Origin of the sequence: Dokdonella aquatica, assembly GCF_051987395.1 — a bacterium.
Taxonomy (GTDB): Bacteria; Pseudomonadota; Gammaproteobacteria; order Xanthomonadales; family Rhodanobacteraceae; genus Dokdonella.
Genome location: NZ_CP197094.1, coordinates 4063820 through 4079292 on the forward strand (window position 1 = coordinate 4063820; position 15473 = coordinate 4079292).

Annotated in this window: 10 protein-coding genes; 1 reads left to right on the forward strand and 9 read right to left on the reverse strand. The window is 62.0% G+C overall.

The genetic code is table 11. From position 1 onward, the window contains the following. Positions 1–27: 27 nt before the first annotated feature. The 7 genes from ACQQ2N_RS18075 to ACQQ2N_RS18105 all read right to left on the reverse strand — a co-directional run bounded on the left by ACQQ2N_RS18075 (position 28) and on the right by ACQQ2N_RS18105 (position 8758). Positions 28–903, reverse strand: a complete 876-nt coding sequence (locus tag ACQQ2N_RS18075; protein WP_440222963.1) for an ABC transporter substrate-binding protein — start codon at positions 901–903, stop codon at positions 28–30. Between the two features lie 89 nt (positions 904–992). Further along, positions 993–2450: a hypothetical protein gene (locus tag ACQQ2N_RS18080; protein WP_440222964.1), complete on the reverse strand. Its 1458-nt coding sequence runs from the start codon at positions 2448–2450 to the stop codon at positions 993–995. A gap of 1 nt (position 2451) precedes the next feature. Next, a complete protein-coding gene (locus tag ACQQ2N_RS18085) occupies positions 2452–3690 on the reverse strand; it encodes a DUF262 domain-containing protein (RefSeq protein WP_440222965.1) in 1239 nt (412 codons plus the stop codon). 189 nt (positions 3691–3879) lie between these two features. Next, a complete protein-coding gene (locus ACQQ2N_RS18090; protein WP_440222966.1) occupies positions 3880–4491 on the reverse strand; it encodes a ClpX C4-type zinc finger protein in 612 nt (203 codons plus the stop codon). Then, positions 4439–5230 carry a hypothetical protein gene (locus tag ACQQ2N_RS18095; RefSeq protein WP_440225825.1) on the reverse strand — a complete coding sequence of 264 codons (792 nt, stop codon included), beginning with the start codon at positions 5228–5230 and terminating at the stop codon, positions 4439–4441. The genes ACQQ2N_RS18090 and ACQQ2N_RS18095 overlap by 53 nt, the downstream gene beginning before the upstream one ends. A 118-nt stretch (positions 5231–5348) precedes the next feature. Next, positions 5349–7445: a hypothetical protein gene (locus ACQQ2N_RS18100; RefSeq protein ID WP_440222967.1), complete on the reverse strand. Its 2097-nt coding sequence runs from the start codon at positions 7443–7445 to the stop codon at positions 5349–5351. Between the two features lie 41 nt (positions 7446–7486). Next, positions 7487–8758, reverse strand: coding sequence for a right-handed parallel beta-helix repeat-containing protein (locus tag ACQQ2N_RS18105; RefSeq protein ID WP_440222968.1), 1272 nt, complete (start codon positions 8756–8758; stop codon positions 7487–7489). Positions 8759–9245: 487 nt separating this feature from the next. Here ACQQ2N_RS18105 and ACQQ2N_RS18110 point away from each other — a divergent pair, with 487 nt between their 5' ends. After that, a complete protein-coding gene (locus ACQQ2N_RS18110; RefSeq protein WP_440222969.1) occupies positions 9246–10130 on the forward strand; it encodes an HNH endonuclease in 885 nt (294 codons plus the stop codon). A gap of 187 nt (positions 10131–10317) precedes the next feature. Here ACQQ2N_RS18110 and ACQQ2N_RS18115 read toward each other — a convergent pair whose 3' ends face one another. Continuing rightward, on the reverse strand, positions 10318–10608 hold the full coding sequence (locus tag ACQQ2N_RS18115) for a HigA family addiction module antitoxin (RefSeq protein WP_440225797.1): 291 nt from the start codon (positions 10606–10608) through the stop codon (positions 10318–10320). Between the two features lie 779 nt (positions 10609–11387). Further along, the gene (locus tag ACQQ2N_RS18120) at positions 11388–15164 is read right to left on the reverse strand and encodes a methylmalonyl-CoA mutase family protein (protein ID WP_440222970.1); all 3777 of its coding nucleotides are present in this window, start codon (positions 15162–15164) and stop codon (positions 11388–11390) included. Between the last annotated feature and the right edge of the window lie 309 nt (positions 15165–15473).

The window sequence follows — 15473 nt, forward strand, 5'->3', positions numbered from 1 at the left end:
ATCAAAAAGTCCGGCCTTCAGTAGAAGTCAGGTATACAAATTCTCATATCCATCCGCGTCCACAGCGCTGAGGCCCAGCGTGTGGAACTGCTCCCACATGCCGCGCCAACGCTCGGCATCCCGCTGCACACGACTGACAAGACGCGGACACGTGTCGGCGAGGATCGCGTCCATCAGCGCGCTCGGTTCGGTGCCGCTGTAGCGGTACCAGAGCGCAGCCGCCTGGGCTGGATCGTCGCGGCACAGCTGCGCGCCCTGCCCGATCAGCCGCGTGACCGTCGCGACCACGTCGGCGTGCTCGGTCAGGAAACGCTCCGACGTGAACAGCTCCAGCGCCGAGAAGTTGTGCAGCCCAACCTCGGTGCTCGTGATGAAGTGCGTGTCCATGCCTTCGAGCCGCGCCTCGACGCCCTCGAAGTTGGCGAAGCACAACCATGCGCCGTCGAAACCGGCCCGCAGGTTGGCCAGATGCTCGAAACCCGCACCTTCGATCTGCACCTGCTCCGGCGAGAACGCCGCACCGCGCTGCGCACACCAGCGCGCCAGGATCTCGCGCGCGATCGTGTCGGTCACGCCACCCGCCACCGGCGACGCGAGCCGCACCGTGCCGCCCGCGAGCAGACGCTCGCCCGCCGCACGCTGCAGCAGGATCCCACCATCGGTCTTGAAGAAGCAGCCTAGCGCCTTCAGACCCGGCCGATGCGCATCGATCATGTGCAACGGCTCGTTGCACGCGAACGCGATGTCGCCACTCACCGTCGCCGCAAGGCCGTCGTAGTGGTCATCCGGCACCAGCAGCTCCAGCTCGAGGCCCGCATCGCGGAACCAGCCGAGTTCGATGCCCGCGATGAGCGGCAGATGGTCGGGATTGAGGAACCATTCGAGGGAGATGGACAACGTCATAAATTATTCCAAAGGCCTCCCATCAAAAAATCGAAAAATAACAAAATTAATGCGCAACGACTTGCATAAAAGATCTGAATAAGGCCATTTTAATCAAGTGACAGAGGCCGACTGCTCGCCAGAGCAAAAATTCTGGCAGCGAGCTCCTTTCCCGCCGCTGAAATTTCCGAATCAGTGAGCCACGCCGCAATAATTTTCGATCTTATAATTTCTATAGACTGGTCACCTATTCCTAACGCCCCCCGTAAGTCACTCGGAAAATCATGATAATCGCGATGCCCAATATCCATCATGGCGTCTACGATCCTCGCAGCTTCGATCCCAAGAGAAGCAGCCAGTACTTCAGGCCTATCCCTAATGAAAGACCGCGATGCGTTCATTGGATCATGAAGTCCAGGAAGATAATCTAAACTCGCGCATTCGCCATGCTCACGCTTGTCTCCATCGAGAACACCAATAATACCGCAAATAACAGATTTCTTGGGAAATTTCTCGACGAATTTGACAACCTCCGAATCACCGCCCGCCACAATCTGCACGTCAACCCATCTAGACAAATCGCCGCTAAAATTAAAGACTATCTGCTTAATTGCTTCTTGAGCATCCACATCTTCGACGATTATTAGCAAGCACTTAGTGGAAAGTAAGCGAAGTGGTCTAATAAGTTGGCGCCGTTCTTTTACGTTTGCAAGAAGAGTTGACCTAGCAACATCAGCCTTAACGTATACAAGACAGAGGTCTGATTCTCGCATCGAGTACATTGGCTCTGCGGAATGTGATGAGAAGAATATCATCAGCTTCCGATCGTTAGCAATCACCGCCATAGAATCTATCAGCCCACGTCTCGACTCGGATGACAAATGTGAGTCCGGCTCATCCAGAAGAATAACAGTGTGCTTATCGGCGCGTCGCATCAACCAAATGGTATAAAAGGCGCAATACTCTCCGAAACCCATTCCTCTAGAATCGTAGGCACGCGACTGTGTAACAACCTTGAAGAAAGGAAAGACACTCTCATCTTGCTCGCTATCATCCGGTTCACTCTCTATACCTTTATCGTCAGGTAATATTATTTCACTGACGGATATCTCAGTGTAGGACTGACACGCCACGTGACATAAAAAATCAGCATCTTTTCCCGTCAAAACTCTACTGCCAGCCTCCTTTATAAACTGATCTATATCGCTCATCTTATGGATTCTACTACGTATATAGTTGACGTCACGAGAAACGTCAGAGTAAACGACTGTTATCTCCGCATCACTTTCATCTTGTGGGATTGTGAAATCTTTGCCTCGGTAGCTACCACGCAAACGGACCACCGGTGATCTATCATGATAGGCTCTACGGTTAAGAATACCCTCCATAGCCAGAAGAGCTCCTGTTTTACCGACGCCGTTAGCGCCAAGTAGTGCAGTTACTCTGGACTCTATGGAGACCGACTCAATATCACCATCATTGTTATACTCTATCGACCTTACAAAGAGATCCTTGGCCGCTGAAGATCTGCAGTGCTTCCATGCATCGTCGACATCAGCTTTTCGCATTTCAGAATTCCCTTGCCCAGTTTATGCTCGACGCGAAACTCAACAACTTTTCGTCACTGAACTCTGGAAATCCAATGGAGGTATGCAGTTCGTACTCTCCGCCGAATACAGCACTTCGGTACTTTCCAATGTATCTATAAGCGGGATCTGTGCACTCAATATCCGGATCTTTCGAAAATTCATGCCACGAGATCCACAGCGCGATGTCCCGAAGCACCAGTGAGGCAACGTCAGTAACACGAGAGGTTGCGCGATCGGAGTAGACCAAGACAACCGGAACCAAAGCGTCGGGCCAGTATAGTTCCCCATCATCCTTACCAAAAGAAGGAGGCGAAATCTTTGAATCACCACTCTTAAGGAGCTCGAAGTACTCAAAGAATGCGGCAAGCATATTCGGCTTCTCAAAAGAGGAAATTCTCGACAGAAAGAGAAGCCATGATAAAAATGTAGCCTTGTTGAGCTTTAGCTCTCCGCCCGTGCCTGGTACTCGACGAACTTCGGCCGCTATAGAAGACAGCCGTTTCAAAGCCATCGACATTCTTGTGTATTTTACATCTTCTATTTCAGAGGACCTTCGATACATGCTATTAACTGCACCTGCAGTTATTTTCTGCCATAACGTACCTTGCTCCATCACACAAGCCATGCGTGCGAGAACGTCGTCATACGCCATCCGCGCGTTGCTAAAACCTAAAATCTGTCCAAGCTTGTCATCCGCCTTGCACTCATCGACTAACTTACGAATCTGATCCCTAACAGGGCCAATATATGCATTCCTCTTTTCTGCCGACGTCAGAGGCATTGGTTGGTTTAATCTAAAAAATATCTCAGCAGGTTCCTCCGGCCTGTAGTCAGTAACCTCAAAAATTCTTATCACTGCCTTGTCAAAAAATTTTCTAACATCATTCGGCAACTGTGAATAGTAGAGCCGATCCAGCTTTTCTACTTCATAACTTAAAGGCTCAATGTGACCGTCGACTCTGAATTTGTTCTCTTTAAAATCTCTTATTGCTGCTAGCCGTTGCTGCCCATCAAGAACTAGCTGAGGCCCACCATTGTTCTGTGCGATAATTATGACTGGAGGTACTATCCAACCCCTTAGTATTGTATCTACAAGTTTCTGTCGCTTCTGTAGCGACCAAACATCGCCTCTCTGAAAATCAGGCTGCAAGTCGATGTCACCATCAACAAGCCTATTGTAAATGGTTGATATGTCCGGCTCTGATGGTTGAAATCGCATTATATTTTTCGCTCTTTAAGTGGCAACAAGGAACTAAGTACATAAACTTTATGCGGCGAATTAAGAACGATTTCGCCTCATTTCATTTCTGGCGCGTAGCAAAGCATTTACTCGCCGATCGCACCATCATTGCCCCTGATCGCCGGCGAGTCAAATCGTACAACTTAGACACTAGCAACTGCGCCATTTTCAGTCGCCGCGGGAGTCCGTAAGCACGCGCGCAAACGTGAGCGACTCGTAGCCACCGTAGCGCATGAACACGCCGACGAAGTTCTCGGGGATGCGGCGTTCGCCGAGCAGATCGTCGAGGGCCTTCTGCAGATCGGCCTGCTGGCGGATCGGAAACGATCGCGAGGTGGTCAACAACGCTTCCGGACGCTGCGGCGCGAAATGCTGCTCGAGCCGCGAGCGCAGGCCGACATCGTCGTCGGTCTCGGCCTTACCGGGGTGTTCGCCGAGCGCGGTGATGCAACGCTTCACGCAGGTTTCGCAGATGAAACCCGAATCGCCCGCAACGACGCGCGAGGTTTCACTGGTGGCGCCGTGGCAGAACTGGCAACGCCATGGGGTGATCGCTAGGGTGTTTGTCGTCACGCGTTGGTCCTGAAATCGGATTGTTGTTGGGGCACGCTGCGGGGCTTGCTGCGCTATGCGGTCTTCGTGTGCGCATGGGCATGTCGGCGGCGCGCAGCATGCGTGATGTGTGCGGGCATGACGTCTCGATCCACGGGATCGCCGGGACGACGCGTCATCGCTTCTGCATGGCCTTGAAGGTGTCGCGCGTCTCCGCGTCGACCACATCGACCTGCCGCTTGCGCTGCAGCATCGCCCTCTGCCCTTCCGGCAACTGGCAGTTGCGCGACAGCGTCATCGCCTCGTCGCCGTTGCGCGCGGTCGCGTCCTGCAGGTTGACGACGACGGCGAGCGTGTCGCCGAGCGGCTCGAGCGTCACGCAGACCTCGTCGATCATGTCCATCGTGCGATGCCGCTGGCCGTCGACCATGACGATGAGGTTGTCGCGATCGAGCCAGACCACGGATTTCACGCCGGCCAGCGGACGCACGGCGGCGCGTGCGGCTTCGCGATGGATCGGGCGCGTGGCATCGGGCAATCGCGCCGAGCGGCGCATGTCCTCGGCGACGGCGCGGGCGTGGCCTTCGACGGCCTTCTGGTCGCCGAGCACGGCGGACACACGTGCACCGACGATGTGTGCCGCGGTTCGCGTCGGATCAAGCGGCTGGCCGGCTTGCTGCGGCTTGCGTGGCGGCGGCGTGCGTTCCTCATCCGCCTGGCGCGCGCAGGCGCCAAGCATCGAGGCCGTCAGGCCGACGACAAGCCATGAAGCACGCGCACGATGCGCTTGGAGTCCCTTCCCCATCTCCACCCCCTGTGGTGTCGATGGGTCGAGTTCACTACGGAACGGGCGCGTACGGCAAGGGGCGCTGCGGCAATGTGGACGCGGCTCCAGCGGAGATCGTGGGCCTGGCCTGTGCGATGAGGCGCTTACCTCAGCGGAAATGCCCTGGATGACCTGCGCCACGTGTTGTCGTGAAGCGTTTCCGGCCTACGCCGGAATGACACGCCTCGAGGCGAAGGCACCGGGTGGCCGGCGCGATCGCCGTTACGACGTGCCTCAACCTTGCCCGAGCCGGCTGACGTCACTCGAAGCCGTGGGTGAAGACGACATCGCTTTCCACGATCCACATCTGGTAGGTCGTGAACGAGCGACCGATCGAGACGCGCCATCCGTTTCCGTCACGTACGACGGAGAGGCTGTCGCCGAACCCGGGCCCCGCGCCTATCCAGTCGGATGTGCGCAGCACGTTGCCCTCGCGATCGATGAGGAGGAGGCGTTCGCCCGCCACGGCGAGCAGCCAGTCATCGCGCCCGGGCAGGCGCGCGAGTGTCTCGATGGGCCCGGGAAGCGGGAAGCTGCCCACGGCCTGCAACGTCCTGGCGTCGTAGCGGTCGACGACGCCCAGAGGGCTGATCGAATAGATCTCGGTGCCCTGCCCCTGCGGCACGATGATCGCGCCTGCCGTAGGGACTTCCAGCGTCCAGTCGATCTGTCCCGTTGCCGCATCGAAGGCCGTCAGGCCGCGGGTGTGCGCAAGCAGGTACTCGTCGGACGGATCGTCGTCCAGATTGCCGACGTCGATGCTCATGCTGCAGTCGTACATGCCGCCGAGCGTGGGGCTGCTCCAGAGCCGCTCGCCGCCGGGCAATGCGTACACCTCGAGCCAGACGTTCTGGGGGGCTGCGTACTGGTAGCTCGCGACCAGGAGCTCCGGCGGCCCACCGGGAACATGCTGCACGAGGCGACTCGACGTCGGGGTCCTGTACCAGCGGGTGATCGGCTGGGGAATCTGCGCCTGCACGGCCTTGGTGGAGCCATCGAGCACGAGGATGCGGAAGTCGCTCTCTCCGTTGCCACCGACCGCGACGACCTCGAGCGCGGGATCATCGTCCAGCTGCGCGGCATGCAGGCTGCGATACGTCATCTGGAACGGTTCGAAACTGTTGGCGAGCACATATGGCGCACGCCACCGTTCTTCCGTGGTGGCCGTATCCATCATGCGCAGGAGACCCTTGTAGGCACCGTACACGGAGGTGCCGACCCACCACTCGGAACGGCCATCCTGGTCGACATCCGCAAGCAGCGTCGCCGTGGCGCCATGCGGACGGCTTTCGATCACGAGGCGCGGCAGCTCATTGATGGGATTCAGGATGGCCGCGGCGAAGCTCGACTCCCTGTCCGTGCTCTGCTCGATCCGCGCGCTGTACCACACCTCCTCGCGCCGATCGCCGTCGAGATCGAGCATACCGACCGCCCACATGCCCCAGGCTCCGTTGCGGATCGTGTACAGCATCTGGCGTGTGGGCGCATCGTAGACCCTGATGCTGCCCCACTGCCCGTCACCAACCACGAACTCCTCGCGGCCGTCACCATCGGTGTCGCCGACGGCCACGCCGTCGGTATCGACATTGTCGAGGGTCCAGGCGTGCGCATACGGCGCCGCCGTGTATCCGGACAATGCGCCCCAATCCGGTGCGCCGATGAATCCCGGTTCGCGCGACTCGCCCAGGGCGCCCGCCGCGACGTAGCTGCCGAACCCTTCCGCGCGCTGCCACTGAGGCATGAGCGTCGCTCCGTCCAGCACGATGCCCGGCGAACCGTCACCACCGGCGACGATGATCTCGAGCGCGGGATCCGAATCGAGCGCCGCGAGCGCGATATCCGCAACCTGGAGCTTCATGCTCCACTTGAGCGTGCCGTCCGCAAGCGTGTGGGCGCTGAGCCTGCCATCACCGGCGACGAGCAGCTCCAGCGTGCCGTCGGCGTCGATGTCGCCGATGCGCGCGAGCGTTGCCGTATGCCCCAGCGGGAATGAACCGATCGGTGCGAGTGGCCATCCCCCGTAACGCGTGACCCAGGCGTCCGGCGAGACGGTGACGACGCGCGTGTCGCCCGTCGAAGCGGTGGCGAGTGCGCGGATGCTGTCGGGTGGACCGTAGAGGCGTTGCTTGAGGCGGATCGCCGAACTGCCGGCCACACGACCATAGACAAGGATGATGGCGGCGGGGCCGTTCGAGCTGGTCACCAGCTCGACGCGACCGTCGCCGTCGAGGTCGGTGTCGCCCCAGCCGTGCTCGCCGACCGGACCCAGCCTATGGAGCACATCGCCCACGGCGGGGATCGGCATCGGCTCGAACGCATGACCTACGTTCATGGCAGGCACGGCGAGCATGGCCATGACCGCGCACCTCGGCAAGCACGTGAAAGTGCGATGGATGCTCATGGCAGGGGCTCGAAGCCGTTGGAGAAGATGAGCGGATGCTGCAGTTCGTACGCGCCGACGTCGATCGTGTGGACGCCGTCCCCGTGGCCGTCCGCGATGCGAGCGTGGCCGTCGAGGTCGGTGGCCTGGCTGGATTCGACGTTGTCGCCCTGGTTGATGCCGGGCGAATGCGGCTGCAGGCGGAAGTTGTCCTTGCCCATGAATACGGGTGCGGCCGTCTGGTTGCCGGCCATGCCATCCGCACCGGCGCATGCCCCGCCGTAAGCGGTGCCTTCGGGAGCATGCACGATGTTGTGCCGGGTGACGGGGCCCGCACCATCGGATCCGATGTCGCAGAAGAAAGCCGGACTCGCACCGGTCGCCGAGACGAGATTGTTGATGACACGCGAGGTGGCGTCGTAACCGCTCGAATGGATGGCCGAAGCAGTCTCCGCCTCATTGGCGACGAGCGTGTTGTTGACGACGACAAGCCCCGTGCTGCCCATGCTCACGCTCGAGTAGATCCCGCCACCACTCGAGTTGGCCCGGTTGGCATGCAGAAGGTTGTTCTCGATGCGCGAAGCCGATCCGTTGACGCTCGAGATGCCTCCGCCCCTTCCGGCCTGGTTGTACTCGATCACGTTCCCGATGACATGAGCACGCCCGCCGTTGAGTTGGATACCGCCGCCGACGTTGTTGGCGATGTAGTTGTTGCGGATCTCGACCACGCACGGCTGCGAAGACGGGCATGCACTCGCGTAGAGGCCGATACCGCCACCTGAGCTCGAACTCGCGGGACCGGTGCGGTTGTGCCGGATTTCGTTGCCCTCGATGAGCGGCGACGCGGGCACGATGAGCGAGACACCATGGCCACGGCCGCCCCAGTTCTGCCGTATCACGTTGCCGCGCACGATCGGCGACCCGCCTTGGCCGATGTGCACGCCGCCCGCTTTGTTCCCGTCCGGGTCGATCCCGTTGGTCAGCGTGAAGCCCTCCACGATCGCGCCGCGTCCCGGCGCTCCGTCGAACGTGATGACCGTGTCGAGTGCCTGACCGTCGATCGTCGTCAACGTCGGCCCCTCGGGCGCGAACAGGTGGATGTCGCGCGGAGGGAACCGCAGTGCTTCGTAGTAGCGCCCGCGTGCAACGACGACGCTATCGCCGTCGACAGCGGCATCGAGCGCCGACTGGATGGTGGGGTAATCCGCCGGGACATGTCGGTCCGTGGCCGATGCCGCGGAAGCAGGCAGTGCGATCCACAGGGCGGTGGTGATTCGGAGCAAGGACATGGATTCCCATCCGTGCGATACGGGTGACGATCGGTTGATGTGGCATGCGGCATGAGCGCCTGGCCGCGGGCAGAGTCACGGGAGAACGTGTTGCTCAGGACGGACCATCCCCGGCGCCGATCGCCTTGGAGGGGGAATGGAAGGCGGTGACACCTCGCCCCGACGCACCGACCGACGGGGAGGCGCGCCTGTCCCGGGTAGGACCGGCTTCTTGCATGTCCGGCAGCGAGTACCTACTCACGCACCGAAGCACTAGGTCTGATCGTCGGGGCACGCCATGGTTCAGCCGCTCACGCTGCAACGCCGACAGTCGGACACGCGCACGATGCGCGTGGAATCCCTTCCCCATCTCCACCCCCTGTGGTGTCGATGGGTCGAGTTCACTACGGAACGGGCGCGTACGGCAAGTGGCGGTGCGGCATGGTGGGCTGGGCTGGCGGCTCGGCTCACTCGTGTCCTGGTAACCTGGCTGCGACAGAGGATCGCGATGCCGCACGCCGTATTCACCGCTTCCGAGAGTTCGATCTACGACGACCTCATCGAGGAGCGTTACCACTTTCCGTCGACCTATCTGCGGCAGGTGCAGGCGTCACTCCAAGACTGGATCGTCTACTACGAGCCTCGGCGCACGACTGGTCCGCACAACTCGACAGGTAGGCAGGCCTACTTCGCGGTCGCACGCGTCGCGGCCGTCATTCCGGACTCGTTGCGGCCCGATCACTTCTACGCCGTGATGCGCGACTACATGCCGTTCGACGCGCCGGTTCCGTTCAGCGATGCGACGGGTTATCGGGAGTCGAAGCTGCAGCGCGAGGACGGGAAAACGAACAAGGGCGCGTTCGGACGCTCTGTGCGCGAAGTCCCTCGCAACGAGTTCGAAGACATCATCCGACGCGGGATCAGCGTGGGCCCCGAGCCGTGGGAACGCACGCACCGGATCGCCGAAGATGCGCCCGAGTACATCACGCGCTCGGTCGTCGAGACCATCACGATGCGGAAGGTACGTGATGCTGCATTCCGACGTCATGTTCGCGCTGCCTACGCGAACACATGTGCGGTCACCGGCCTCCGGCTCGTCAACGGCGGTGGTCGACCCGAAGTGCAAGCGGCCCACATCCGCTCCGTCGAGGCCAATGGACCCGACTCGGTTCGCAACGGCATCGCGTTGACCGGTACGGCCCACTGGCTCTTCGATCGCGGACTGATGACCTTCGGCGATGACTATTCCGTGATCCTTTCGCCGCACGGCGTGCCGGATGAGCTCGACAAGCTGATTCGCAAGGATCGACGGCTGGTTGTTCCCGCCGCGCCGGAACTGCGGCCGCATCCGACCTACCTGCGTTGGCATCGCGAGACGTGCTTCAAGGCCTGATATGTCCCTCGTACGAAAGACACACGCGCTGTCGTAGGGCGGAACCCGCGCAGCGGATTCCGCCATCGTGCGGAGTCATGCGTGACCGTCGGATACGACGCGCAACGGCGTGGCGGTGACTCGTTGCACGGCGGAATCGCCTGCGGCGGTTCCGCCCTACCCTTCGAATGCGAGCGGACGTGGCGCGTCAGGCCGCGAGGCGCTCGATGGTCTTGACGGCCTTGCCGAGGTTCCGTCTCGCTTCCTCGAGATCGTGCTCGGCCTGGAGGCTCAACCAGAAGTGCTCGCTCGTGCCCAAGGCGATGGCCAGGCGGATGGCGGTATCGGCGGTGACGCTGCGCTTGCCGAGCACGATCTCGTTGACGCGGCGTGGCGGCACGCTCATGGCGCGGGCGAGCGCGTTCTGGCTGATGCCGAGGGGCGCGAGGAAGTCGTGGCGAAGGATGTCGCCGGGGTGCGGGTTGGGAATTCTCTTCATCTGCGAAACGCCATCCTTGGCAGTCAGTTTCAACCGAGCTTCCACGCAAAACGATCCGCTTTCGGATCGTTCAAGATTCACTTGTGAGGTTTGCGCACCTAGCTGGTGTGACATTCCCGAGCACAGTAATAGCAACCGTTGATCCTGCTATTGGGATAGCGGCGCTTGGCCTCAGCGACGGCTTCGCGACAGCTCGGGTGCGATCCAAGATCAATTCGGCTGGCGGGATCCGGCATGAATGTGCAACCTGTGGTCGTGTTGTGGACCTCATGATCGCCGTTCGACTGAGCATTGCTGTTGAGAATGAAGTTTGGCATTGCACTCCTCCGCGATGTCATGGGTTGAAGCCACTACGGCAGAGGTAGCTTGACTGGCTCCGGTCGCAGATCCTGCGACGTCCCGGCGCAAGCGCCGAGCTATTTGCGCGAGACACCTCGATTCGGACCGGGTCGGGGAACAGGTCGATCGAATCGCGCAAAGGCTCTGGATCCCGGCCTGCGCCGGGATGACAGCATGTTAGGACGAGGCCACCACGCGAAGACGCCGGGCCGTCTTCAAGCGAGGACCGCTCGCAAACGGCCACGATGCTTTAGCGCTGCAATGCTTGAATGGATTCCGGCTTGACCAGCCATTCGGCTGTTGAGAGCCGCCGGAATGACGGTGTACCTTGATTCCGTCGCTTCACGAGTCCTTAGACGGTTTTGTTCCTGCCGCCGGGGCGATGGACGCGATCGAGACGGCACGTCACGCACTTTTCTCGCGTGACGCACCGTCGATGACTACATGTTCCGCCGATACTCCCCGCCCACGTCGTACAGCGCGTGGCTGATCTGGCCGAGGGAGTGGGTCTTGACGGCTTCCATGAGTGCGGCGAAGACGTTCCTGCGGTCGCGGGCGGTCTTCTGCAGGTAGGCGAGGCCGTGGCCATCGTGGACGAAGCCTTCGGGTTCCTCGGCGCCGGCGATATGGCCGAGGTCGGTTTCGCCGGCCGGGGCGAGCGCGTTGCGGTTGGTCTGCCAGCCGAGCACGTTGGCGATCTGCTGGCCCTTCTCTTCCTCGGTCGAGCGGATCAGTTCGATCTCGGTGACGACTTCGCCGGCGTGCTCCTTGGGCAGGAACGTGTTGACGCCGACGAGCGGCAGCGAGCCGTCGTGCTTCTTGTGCTCGTAGTACATCGACTCTTCCTGGATCTTGCCGCGCTGGTACATCGTGTCCATCGCGCCGAGCACGCCGCCGCGCTCGCTGATCGCCTCGAACTCCTTGTAGACGGCTTCCTCGACGAGGTCGGTGAGGTAGTCGACCGCGAAGCTGCCCTGCCACGGGTTCTCGATGAAGTTGAGGCCCATTTCCTTGTTGATGATCATCTGGATCGCGACCGCGCGGCGCACGCTTTCCTCGGTCGGCGTGGTGATGGCCTCGTCGTAGGCATTGGTGTGCAGGCTGTTGCAGTTGTCGAACAGCGCGTACAGGGCCTGCAGCGTGGTGCGGATGTCGTTGAACTGGATCTCCTGCGCGTGCAGGGATCGGCCCGAGGTCTGGATGTGGTACTTCATCATCTGGCTGCGCTCGTTGGCGCCGTAGCGCTCGCGCATCGCGCGCGCCCAGATGCGCCGCGCGACGCGGCCGATCGCGGTGTACTCGGGATCCATGCCGTTGGAGAAGAAGAATGACAGGTTCGGCGCGAAGTCGTCGATCTTCATGCCGCGCGCGAGGTAGTACTCGACGATCGTGAAACCGTTGCTCAGCGTGAAGGCGAGCTGGCTGATCGGGTTCGCGCCGGCTTCGGCGATGTGGTAGCCCGAGATCGACACCGAATAGAAGTTGCGCACCTTCTGGTCGACGAAGTACTGCTGGATGTCGCCCATCATGCGCAGCGCGAACTCGGTGCTGAAGATGCACGTGTTCTGGGCCTGGTCCTCCTTGAGGATGTCGGCCTGCACGGTGCCGCGCACGGTGGTGAGCGTCTCGGCCTTGATGCGCGCATAGGTCTCGGCATCGACGAGCTGGTTGCCGGTGATGCCGAGCAGGCCGAGGCCGAGACCGTCGTTGGTCGGCGGAAGATCACCGTGGTAGCGCGGGCGCTCGCGACCTTCGAAGAAGCGCGCGATGGTCGCCTGCGCCTCGGCCCAGCGCGCGTCGTCGGCCTTGAGGTACTTCTCGACCTGCTGGTCGATCGCGCAGTTCATGAACATCGCGAGGATCATCGGCGCGGGGCCGTTGATCGTCATCGACACCGACGTGGTCGGCGCGCACAGGTCGAAGCCCGAGTAGAGCTTCTTCATGTCGTCGAGCGTGGGGATGTTGACGCCCGAGTTGCCGATCTTGCCGTAGATGTCGGGGCGCGGCGCGGGATCCTCGCCGTACAGCGTGACGCTGTCGAACGCGGTGGACAGGCGCGCGGCGGGCTGGCCGACGGACAGGTAATGGAAGCGACGGTTGGTCCGCTCGGGCGTGCCCTCGCCCGCGAACATGCGGATCGGATCCTCGCCCGTGCGGCGGTACGGATACACGCCGCCCGTGTACGGATAGCTGCCCGGCAGGTTCTCCTTGCCGAGGAAGGTCAGCAGCTCGCCCCAGGACTTGTACGTGGGTGCCGCGATCTTCGGGATCTTCTGGTGCGAGAGCGAATCGCGGTAGTTGTCGACGCGGATCGCCTTGCCGCGGACTTCGTACGCGGTCACCTCGTCGGTGATCGCGGTGAGGCGCGCAGGCCAGTCGCGCAGCAGCTTGAGGTTGTCGCTCGACAGCGACTGCACGGCGTCGTTGTAGCGCTGGCGCAGGGTGAGGAGGGAGCGGTCGACACCGCCTTTGTCATTCCGGCGGAGGCCGGAATCCAGTGCCTCCGCATTGGCACCGTCCGCATCACGCTGGGCCCCGGCCTGCGCCGGTGCGACGGAAAGGAGGTCTTCGCCGGCGTAGAGATCGAGCGCCTTCGGCAGACGCGGATCCTCGAGGTCGTGGAGCGACTGCCAGTAGGCCTGCGCACGGTCGGCGATCTCGGCCTGCTTGCCGATGCCGGCGTTGATCGCGCGGCCCTGCTCGGCGATCTCGGCGAGATAGCGCACGCGGCTGCCCGGAATCAGCACGGTCGCGCGCGGCTCCTTGAGCGAGGTGTCGTAATCTGGTTTGAAGTCGCAGGCGGGCGAAAGCATGGGGTCAGGTTCATTTTTCCCCGATGCCTTCTGCGCCTGATGAGCGTCACCCGAAAAATGAACCTGACTCCGGTCTTCGTTCGACTCAGCAACCGGCACGCGGATCACGTCGCCCGCCGCCTGCGCCTGGATCCACTTCTCGCTGCCCTTCTCGCGCAGCAGGCGGCACAGGTTGACGAACATCCACGTCACGCCGGGATCGTTGAACTGGCTCGCGATGGTCGGGTAGACCGGCACCTCGTCGTCCTTGAGCTGGAACGCGACGCGGTTGCGCTTCCACTGCTTGCGCACGTCGCGCAGTGCATCCTCGGCACCGCGCTTGTCGAACTTGTTGAGCACGACGAGCTCGGCGAAGTCGATCATGTCGATCTTCTCGAGCTGGCTGGCCGCGCCGTAGTCGCTGGTCATCACGTACATCGGGAAATCGACGAGATCGACGATCTCCGAATCGCTCTGGCCGATGCCGGCGGTCTCGACGATGACGAGGTCGTAGGCCTGCGCCTTGAGGAACGCGACGCAGTCCTTGAGCACGACGCTGGTCGCCGCGTGCTGGCGGCGCGTGGCCATCGAACGCATGAACACGCGCGCGGAGCGCAGCGAGTTCATGCGGATGCGGTCGCCGAGCAGCGCGCCACCCGAGCGGCGGCGCGTCGGATCGACCGCGAGCACGGCGATGCGCATGCGCGGAAACGCGTGCAGGAAGCGCAGCAGCATCTCGTCGACGACGCTCGACTTGCCCGCGCCGCCGGTGCCGGTGATGCCGACCACCGGCGTGCGGCTGCCGGCGAGCTGCCATTCCTTGCGCAGGCGGTCGAGCTGATTCGGATCGTGGCGGCCTTCCTCGATCGCGGTGAGCGCGTGGCCGACGGCGATCTCGTCGTCGATGTCGACCGCGGCCGGCACCACGCCATCGGGGCCGGCCATGCCGGGATCACGTGCATCGGCGCCGACGCGCGCGCGGCGCACGACGTCCTCGATCATCTCGACGAGGCCCATCTTCATGCCGTCGTTGGGGTGGTAGATGCGCTCGACCCCGTAGGCCTGCAGCTCGCGGATCTCCTCCGGCGTGATCGTCCCGCCGCCACCGCCGAACACGCGGATGTGCGCCGCGCCGCGCTCCCTGAGCATGTCGACCATGTACTTGAAGTATTCGACGTGGCCGCCCTGGTACGACGACAGCGCGATCGCGTCGGCATCCTCCTGCAGCGCCGCGCGCACGACGTCCTCGACCGAGCGGTTGTGGCCGAGGTGGATCACCTCCGCACCCTGCGACTGGATCAGGCGCCGCATGATGTTGATCGCCGCGTCGTGCCCGTCGAACAGGCTCGCGGCGGTCACGAAGCGCAGCGGCGCGCCCTCGGTCGAAGGCTCGTGCTGGGGAAGGCTTTGGGCGGTGGTGCTCATGGCGTTCGGCTTGCAAAGACGGAAACCCCGATTCTACCCCGCGCGGCCGAAAGGCCTGTTTTGCAGCGCGGCGAGGGACGGCCGGCCCCTCCCGCCGCCGTGGCCGCATTCACACGTCGTCGGGCGACACGCGCCTGGTACGACGGGTCGGGACCTCGAAGCCGCATCCGAACGGCGTCTTTACACGCGCATGCTAGGATGGCGTGTCGGGTCCAAGCCGATACATGCGTTCTGAGCGACGTTTCCCGTCGCGCCCCTCGCTTCCTTTCACGCGTCATCGCCCCTCGCGGGCGACGCTCCCCAGGAAGC

Coding starts and splice junctions, on each gene's coding strand:
- ACQQ2N_RS18075 (WP_440222963.1), bottom strand. CDS start 903: ATGACGTTGTCCATCTCCCTCGAATGGTTCCTCAATCCCGACCATCTG.
- ACQQ2N_RS18080 (WP_440222964.1), bottom strand. CDS start 2,450: ATGCGAAAAGCTGATGTCGACGATGCATGGAAGCACTGCAGATCTTCA.
- ACQQ2N_RS18085 (WP_440222965.1), bottom strand. CDS start 3,690: ATGCGATTTCAACCATCAGAGCCGGACATATCAACCATTTACAATAGG.
- ACQQ2N_RS18090 (WP_440222966.1), bottom strand. CDS start 4,491: ATGTGGTCGACGCGGAGACGCGCGACACCTTCAAGGCCATGCAGAAGC.
- ACQQ2N_RS18100 (WP_440222967.1), bottom strand. CDS start 7,445: ATGGCCATGCTCGCCGTGCCTGCCATGAACGTAGGTCATGCGTTCGAG.
- ACQQ2N_RS18105 (WP_440222968.1), bottom strand. CDS start 8,758: ATGTCCTTGCTCCGAATCACCACCGCCCTGTGGATCGCACTGCCTGCT.
- ACQQ2N_RS18110 (WP_440222969.1), top strand. CDS start 9,246: ATGCCGCACGCCGTATTCACCGCTTCCGAGAGTTCGATCTACGACGAC.
- ACQQ2N_RS18115 (WP_440225797.1), bottom strand. CDS start 10,608: ATGAAGAGAATTCCCAACCCGCACCCCGGCGACATCCTTCGCCACGAC.
- ACQQ2N_RS18120 (WP_440222970.1), bottom strand. CDS start 15,164: ATGAGCACCACCGCCCAAAGCCTTCCCCAGCACGAGCCTTCGACCGAG.